Origin of the sequence: Bradyrhizobium sp. (assembly GCF_019242285.1) — a bacterium.
GTDB lineage: Bacteria > Pseudomonadota > Alphaproteobacteria > Rhizobiales > Xanthobacteraceae > Bradyrhizobium.
This window is the reverse complement of the sequence record NZ_JAFAVV010000652.1, coordinates 1-6986: the sequence shown is the minus strand read 5'-3', so window position 1 is coordinate 6986 and position 6986 is coordinate 1. Positions and strand designations below refer to the sequence as shown.

General features: G+C 65.3%; 8 protein-coding genes and 1 riboswitch. Of the genes, 3 read left to right on the top strand and 5 right to left on the bottom strand.

The genetic code is table 11. The annotated features are described in order from the left end of the window. Both JOY90_RS26335 and JOY90_RS26330 read right to left on the bottom strand, forming a co-directional pair. Positions 1-734: ABC transporter permease (locus JOY90_RS26335; RefSeq protein ID WP_291694029.1), on the bottom strand; the 734-nt coding region annotated here is incomplete at its 3' end. A gap of 48 nt (positions 735-782) precedes the next feature. After that, positions 783-1856 carry a putative urea ABC transporter substrate-binding protein gene (locus JOY90_RS26330; RefSeq protein WP_291694028.1) on the bottom strand — a complete coding sequence of 358 codons (1074 nt, stop codon included), beginning with the start codon at positions 1854-1856 and terminating at the stop codon, positions 783-785. A 74-nt stretch (positions 1857-1930) separates the two neighbouring features. After that, positions 1931-2047, bottom strand: a riboswitch (guanidine-I (ykkC/yxkD leader). A 203-nt stretch (positions 2048-2250) separates the two neighbouring features. Here JOY90_RS26330 and JOY90_RS26325 point away from each other — a divergent pair. From JOY90_RS26325 to JOY90_RS26315, 3 genes are all read left to right on the top strand, one after another. Continuing rightward, positions 2251-3609 (top strand): aromatic ring-hydroxylating dioxygenase subunit alpha, encoded by a 1359-nt coding sequence (locus tag JOY90_RS26325; protein WP_291694027.1) that lies wholly within the window; start codon positions 2251-2253, stop codon positions 3607-3609. 151 nt (positions 3610-3760) lie between these two features. Further along, positions 3761-5209, top strand: coding sequence for a glutamine synthetase family protein (locus tag JOY90_RS26320; protein WP_291694026.1), 1449 nt, complete (start codon positions 3761-3763; stop codon positions 5207-5209). Positions 5210-5371: 162 nt separating this feature from the next. Then, positions 5372-5602: a hypothetical protein gene (locus tag JOY90_RS26315; protein WP_291694025.1), complete on the top strand. Its 231-nt coding sequence runs from the start codon at positions 5372-5374 to the stop codon at positions 5600-5602. A gap of 10 nt (positions 5603-5612) precedes the next feature. Here JOY90_RS26315 and JOY90_RS26310 read toward each other — a convergent pair whose 3' ends face one another. From JOY90_RS26310 to JOY90_RS26300, 3 genes are all read right to left on the bottom strand, one after another. Then, a complete protein-coding gene (locus JOY90_RS26310) occupies positions 5613-6335 on the bottom strand; it encodes an energy transducer TonB (protein WP_291694024.1) in 723 nt (240 codons plus the stop codon). Continuing rightward, positions 6332-6769, bottom strand: a complete 438-nt coding sequence (gene exbD, locus JOY90_RS26305; protein WP_291694023.1) for a TonB system transport protein ExbD — start codon at positions 6767-6769, stop codon at positions 6332-6334. Before exbD ends, JOY90_RS26310 begins: the two co-directional genes overlap by 4 nt. 4 nt (positions 6770-6773) lie before the next feature. Continuing rightward, positions 6774-6986, bottom strand: a 213-nt coding sequence (locus JOY90_RS26300) for a MotA/TolQ/ExbB proton channel family protein (protein WP_291694022.1), incomplete at its 5' end; no start/stop codon positions are given.

The following is a 6986-nucleotide window of genomic DNA, read 5'->3' as shown; positions in this document are numbered from 1 at the left end:
ATCCAGACGACATAGGGCAGGATCACATCCATCGACAGATAGCGCCGCACCAGGAAGATCCGGTAGCCAAGCCCGACGTCGGAGGCGATCGCCTCCGCCGAGATCAGGAACAGGAAGGCCGGTCCGATCATCAGCCGCACGCATTTGATCAGGCGCGGCATGATCTGCGGCAGCACCACGCGGATGGCGATCTGCCAGGTCGATCCGCCGAGCGTCTGCGCCTTGACGAGCTGCTCGCGCGGCATGGCGGCGACTTCGAGCGAGAGATCGCGGATCATGGTCGGGGTGACGCCGATGATGATCAGCATCACCTTCGACAATTCACCGAGTCCGAACACGATGAACAGGATCGGCAGCACGGCCATCGGCGGGATCATCGACAGCACCGCGACCAGCGTTCCAAAGCCGGCGCCCGCGACCGGCAACAGGCCGATCATCAGGCCGAAGGCGAGGCCGAGGCCCGCGGCAATGCCGAGCCCCAGCACCAGGCGCTGCAGGCTCGCCGCCGTATCGACCCACAGCACATATTCTCCGGATCGCCGATCCGGCTCGGCGGCAAGCCGCTTGGAGGTCTCGACCATTTCGGAGAACGGCGGCAACAGCTTGTCATCGGGATTGGCGGCGCGCCGCTCCGCCGACCCGATCACATAGACGATCGCGATCAGCAGAAACGGCAACATCGCCAGCAGGATGCGGCCGCCGCGCGGCGGAACGACGTTCATGGCGCGCGGCATGCAGCGACCTCCCTGCGCGGCGGACGTTCGGCTCGAGCGGCGGTTCGGCTACAGCTTGCCGTCGGCGGCGAGCTTCATGAAGCCCGGATCGAAGCGTAGCTTGACGTTCTTGGCCGAGCCCAGCGTCGTGGTCGGCGTCTGGATGCCGATCGCATCCTTCGACTTGACGTTCTCGCCGAGCAGATTGTGCTCGAAGCAAAAGCCGCGGACCAGATCCATGATCTTTGGCAATTCCGGGCCGCTCATGAAGTCGGTGCCGTCCTTCGGCGTGTAGTACATGTGCGTGGTCTTCAGCTGGGTCTCGAAGCCCGCGAGGTCGGTGCCGGAAAGCTTCGCCATCCCCTCGCGCGCCGCCTTACCCTTCTCGCCCGGATCCTTCATCAGCGCGATGGTCTCGTACCAGATGCCGACCAGCGCCTTGGCGAGTTCCGGATTGTCCTTCAAGGTCGCGCTGTTGATCACCAGCAGGTCCTCGATCTCGCCCGGGATCTTGCTGGAATCGAACACCAGCGTCGCGCCGGGCTCGGCCTTCACCTCGAGCAATTGCGGATTCCAGGTCACGATCGCGGTGGTGTCCGGCGACTTCGAGGCCGCGACGATGTCCGCATCCGAGGTATTGACGGTCTTGATGTCCTTCTCGCTCAGCTTGGCGGTCGACAGTCCCCGCGCCAGCAGATAGTGCGACACCGACAGCTCGACGAGGTTGATCTTCTGTCCCTTGATATCGGCCAGCGTCTTGCCTTTCTTCAGGACCACGCCGTCGTTGCCGTTGGAATAGTCACCCATGATGACCGCCGTGGTGTCGACGCCGCCGGCCGCGGGAATCGTCAGCGCGTCCATGTTGGTGACGGTGACGCCGTCGAACTTGCCGGCCGTGTACTGGTTGATCGATTCGACGTAGTCGTTGATCTGGGTGACCTTGATGGTGATGCCGTATTTGTCGGCCCACTTCTTCACGATGCCCGATTCCGCCGCATAGGGCCACGGCATCCATCCGACATAGATGGTCCAGGCGATGTTGAAGTCCTTTTTCTGCTCGGCCGACGCGGGCGACAGCGGCACGGTCGCCAGCAGGCAGGCAGCAAGAACAACGGCAGTCAGTCGATTTCTTGAGATCCGCATATCCAGTCCCTCATCGGTTTGATGACCACGGACTGGCAAATAGACCCAAGTGCCTGCCAAACGCGGCCACTGAGGTCTCCCGGGCTTTTATCCCGCCGTGCACCCAGGGCTATGCACGGCGCCCCGGGTGGCAACTCTCGGACCAGACATTCTCCAGCATTTGGAGAACCGGAACCCTAGCTGCCAACTCAGCCTCCACGGAAGCAATCAACGTGCCAGCGAAAAATCTCTTTCAAGTCAATCGGCACCGGATTGCGCCTGCCCAAAAGGCCGGCACGGCCAACTCAATTTCTGGGCGCGCGCCCCCGGTAGGCGGGCAAGCGCGTTTGACATTCGCTTCGCTATCGCCTCGAATCCAATCGGCAAATTCAACGCTTCACGCAGGATCGCCGCCATGATGAGCCAGGAGCAGAACGACCTGATCACCCGCACCGGCGCGAAGGAGCCGTGCGGAAAAATGATGCGCCACTACTGGCAGCCGGCAGCCCTGGTCGAGGAGCTGGAAGGGCCGCGCCCGGTGCGGCCGGTGAAACTGCTCGGCGAGGAGCTGGTGCTGTTTCGTGACGACGAGGGCCGCTACGGCCTGATCGAGCGCCATTGCGCGCATCGCGGCGCCGACCTCGCCTTCGGCCGGCGCGAACATGGCGGGCTGCGTTGCGCCTTCCATGGCTGGCTGTTCGATGTCGCCGGCCAGTGCCTGGAGACGCCGGCGGAGCCCGCAGGCTCGAAACTGTGCCAGGGCATCCGGCAGCGCGCCTATCCGGTGGTGGAGAGGAGCGGCATGCTCTGGGCGTATCTCGGCGACGCCACCCCGCCGGCCTTTCCGGAGCTCGACTGCTTCGTCGCGCCGGACAGCCACATTTTTGCATTCAAGGGCCACATCGGCTGCAACTGGCTGCAGGCGCTGGAGGTCGGAATCGATCCGAGCCACGCCTCCTATCTGCACCGCTTCTTCGAGGACGAGGAGATCTCGGCGGCCTACGGCAAGCAGTTTCGCGGCGCCTCGGCCGGGACTGAACTGCCGATGACCAAGATCCTGCGCGACTACGACCGCCCGATCATCAATGTCGAGCAGACCGAATACGGGCTGCGCCTGATCGCGCTGCGCGAGATCGATGCGGAGCGGACCCATGTCCGCGTCACCAACCAGCTCTTTCCACACGGCGTCGTCATTCCCATGAGCACCGAGATGACGATCACGCAATGGCACGTGCCGGTCGACGACGAGAACTGCTACTGGTACGCGATCTTCACCTCCTATGCGGCGCCGGTCGACAAGCAGAAGATGCGGGCGCAGCGGCTCGCGCTCTATGACCTGCCCGACTACACCTCGCGCAAGAACCGGTCGAACGACTACGGTTTCGATCCGCAGGAGCAGGCGACCGCGACCTATACCGGCATGGGCAGCGACATCAACGTGCACGATCAATGGGCGGTGGAATCGATGGGCGCGATCCAGGATCGCACCAGGGAGCACCTCGGCCAGGCCGACAAGGCGATCGTGCAGTATCGCCGGCTGTTGCGCGAGCAGATCGAGAAGGTCCGCGTCGGCGAGCAGCCGTTCATGATGCTCGACGAGGCGCACGCCAAGAGCATCCAGGGCCCCGCCGCCATGGACGGCATCGGCCCGACCCGCGGCTGGGAAACCTACTGGATGGAGGTCGACGTGAAGCGGCGGCGCGGCGCGCCCTGGGCCGCACCGGTGCCGGCCGAGATCGCGCGCCAGGTGCCGCATCTCACGGCGGCGGAGTGATGGTTGCTCCGACAGCCAAGATCGTAGGGTGGGCTAAGCGCAGCGTGCCCACCACTCCGAGCCATGCGGTCGAGAAAATGGTGGGCACGGCGCTTACGCGCCTTAGCCCACCCTACGGCATCGCGCGCATGCCGACCGAAAGGCTCACGCCTTGAGCTTCGTCGAACGGCACGGGCTGTGGTCGGACGAGCAGCGCGAGGCCGCAAAGCGACTCGCGCGGATCGTCGAGGAGCAGAAGCTCGAGACCATCCGCCTGTCGTTTGCCGACCAGCACGGCATTTTGCGCGGCAAGACACTGGTCGCAAGCGAGGCTGTTCGTTCGCTCGAGAACGGCTGCAGCATCACCACCACGATGCTCGCCAAGGACACCTCGCACCGCACGGTGTTTCCGGTATTCACTGCCGGGGGCGGCTTCGGCATGAAGGAGATGGAGGGTGCCGCGGACTTCCTGATGATGCCGGACCCGACCACCTTCCACGTGCTGCCATGGGCGCCGACATCGGGATGGGTGCTGTGCGACATTTATTTCGGCAACGGCAGGCCGGTGCCGTTCTCGACACGGCATCTGCTGAAATCGGCGCTGAATCGGCTCGGCGAACGCGGCTTCGATTTCGTCGCCGGGCTCGAGGTCGAATTCCACATCTTCAAGCTCGACGACACCCACATGGCGCCCCAGCATGCGGGACAGCCGGGCGAGCCGCCGTCCGTCAGCCTGCTCTCACACGGCTATCAGTACCTGACCGAGCAGCGCTACGATCAGATGGCGCCGGCGCTCGACATCGTCAGGCGCGACATTCTCGCGCTCGGCCTGCCGTTGCGCTCGGTCGAGGTCGAGTTCGGGCCGAGCCAATGCGAGTTCACCTTCGCGCCGAGGAAAGGCATCGAGCCGGCCGACAACATGGTGCTGTTCCGCAGCGCCGTGAAGCAGATCGCGCGCCGCCACGGCTATCACGCGACCTTCATGTGCCGGCCGAAGCTGCCGAACCTGTTCGCGAGCGGCTGGCATCTGCATCAATCGATCACCGCGCGCGACAGCGGCGAGAACATCTTCATGGCTCAGGGCGACGCCAACGATGACGTCGGGCCGCTCAGCGCGTTCGGCAAGCACTATCTTGCCGGGCTGCTCGCACATGCGCGCGCGGCGGCCGTGTTCACCACACCGACCATCAACGGCTACAAGCGCTACCGCGCCTATTCGCTGGCGCCGGACCGCGCGATCTGGGGCCGCGACAATCGCGGCGTGATGATCCGCGTGCTCGGCGGCCCGGGCGATCCGGCCACGCGGCTGGAGAACCGGGTCGGCGAGCCCGCCGCCAATCCCTATCTCTACATCGCCTCGCAGATTCTCTCGGGCCTCGACGGCGTCGACCGCAGGCTTACCCTGCCGCCATCGGCCGACACGCCCTATGAGACGAAGGCCGAGCCGTTGCCGAAATCGCTGCGCGAGGCCGTGCTCGCGCTCGCCGACGACCCGTTCTTCCGCGAGGCGCTCGGGCCTGCGTTCGTCGACTATTACGTGCACATCAAGAACGCCGAGATCGAGCGCTTCCAGGCCGAGGTGTCGGACTGGGAGCACCGCGAATATTTCGAGATGTTCTGACGGCGAGGCAGGATCGCCTGGCACGGCTGCGCCATCGAGATGCCATCATCAGGTTCCAGCCGGATCGACGCTCCAATCGGGCAATAATGTGAACTCCGTGACCTGCAAAGCCCGGGACGAGCGACTAAATGACGGACCGGACTGAACAGAAAGTGCCGCGAAATGAGTGATGCCGAAAACTCCGAATCCGTCGTCCAGCTCGTCACCACGCGCTCGGAAGCGGAGATTGCCGCCGATCTGAAGCAGCGGCTGCTGCAACAGATCAAGCCGGTGCTCGAACTGTTCGACGAGGCCGCGGACGCAGGGCTCGCCATTCAATGGGACAGCATCTCGCCGGTCTCGCCGCGCTACAAGCACGAAGTGATCGGACTGCGGATCGTGAAGTATCTGTGAGAGGGCGTCGTCAGCCGAAGGTGACCGGAATGGTCCAACTGTCCTGCCCGCCGGGCTTGACGGATGGAAACGCCGGGAACGGGCTGGCGCGGCGCAGTGTCTCGATCGCCTCGCGGTCGAACAGGTCGTTGCCCGAGGATTGGACGATCTCGCTGGAGACGAGCTTGCCGGACCGATCCAGCACGAAGCGCACGATCACCTTGCCCTTAGCCCCGTGCGCCGCCGCCGGATAGCGCTTGAAGCGGACGAAATGGCCGAGGATCAACGCGTTGTAGGCGTTCGATCCGGCCGCGGTGAATGCGCCGACATGAGCGTCCTTGGGCGGCGCGCGGGTCTCCGGCGCGGGAGGCGGCGCCTCGGGCTTGGGAGCCTCGACCGGCTTCGGCTCCTTGTCGGGCAGTGCAACGTCGGCTCGATGCGGTGGTGTCGGCGACGTCACTTCCTGCTCGACCGGCTTGTCCTCGATCTTCGGCGGCGGCTGCGGCGCCGCCTCGGCCTGCTGCATGGTGGGACCGACGGCGAGGTCCTGATCCTGGATTTCGGGCGAGCTGGATTCGACCGGCGCCAGCGTCACGGCGATCGCCGGGATGATGTCCGGTACCGCCGGCTTGCGTGCATACCACAGCACGGCCGAGGCGAGGATCGCGACATGAACGGCAATGATGAGCGCAGCAGCCAACAGCCAGCGGCCGACGCCCTGCCGCTCTGGCAGGTGCAGCGCAAGCGCGCTCACGGCTTGCCCGCCGGCGTCTCGAGCCCGACCAGCGCGAGCTTGAGATAGCCGGCATCGCGCAGGAGATTCATCACCGCCATCAGGTCGGCATAGCTCAGCGTCTTGTCGCCACGGATGAAGATCGCCTCGTCCTTGTGGCCGCTCGTCGCCTGGTCGAGCGCTCTCGCCAGGCCCTCGTGCGACACGGCAGTCTCGCCGACCGCGAGGCTGCCATCGGGCTTGATGGTGACGAACACCGGCTTGTCCGGCCGGGGCTGCTCCGGCGCGGTAGAGGCCGGCAGGTTGACGCCGATGTCGACGGTGGCGAGCGGCGCCGCCACCATGAAGATGATCAGAAGCACCAGCATGACGTCGATGAAGGGCGTGACGTTGATCTCGTGCTGGATGTCGAGCTCATCGCCGTGATTGCGGGAGCCGCCGAGCCGGATTGCCATCGCCCTACTCCGCCGCCCGTTGCAGCGCCGTCGCGCCATCGCGCTGGCCGCGGCTGATCATCAAGAGGAGCTGCGCCGAGGCATCGCCGAGCTCGGCGCGGTAGCCGCCGATCACGCGCGCGAGATGGTTGTAGATCACGACCGCGGGAATGGCGGCGACCAGCCCGATCGCCGTGGTCAACAAGGCCTCGGCGATGCCGGGCGCCACCACCGCGAG

Bases quoted from the DNA above. Each gene is read 5' to 3' on its own strand.
- JOY90_RS26330 (WP_291694028.1), bottom strand. From the start codon at position 1,856: ATGCGGATCTCAAGAAATCGACTGACTGCCGTTGTTCTTGCTGCCTGC.
- JOY90_RS26325 (WP_291694027.1), top strand. From the start codon at position 2,251: ATGATGAGCCAGGAGCAGAACGACCTGATCACCCGCACCGGCGCGAAG.
- JOY90_RS26315 (WP_291694025.1), top strand. From the start codon at position 5,372: ATGAGTGATGCCGAAAACTCCGAATCCGTCGTCCAGCTCGTCACCACG.
- exbD (WP_291694023.1), bottom strand. From the start codon at position 6,769: ATGGCAATCCGGCTCGGCGGCTCCCGCAATCACGGCGATGAGCTCGAC.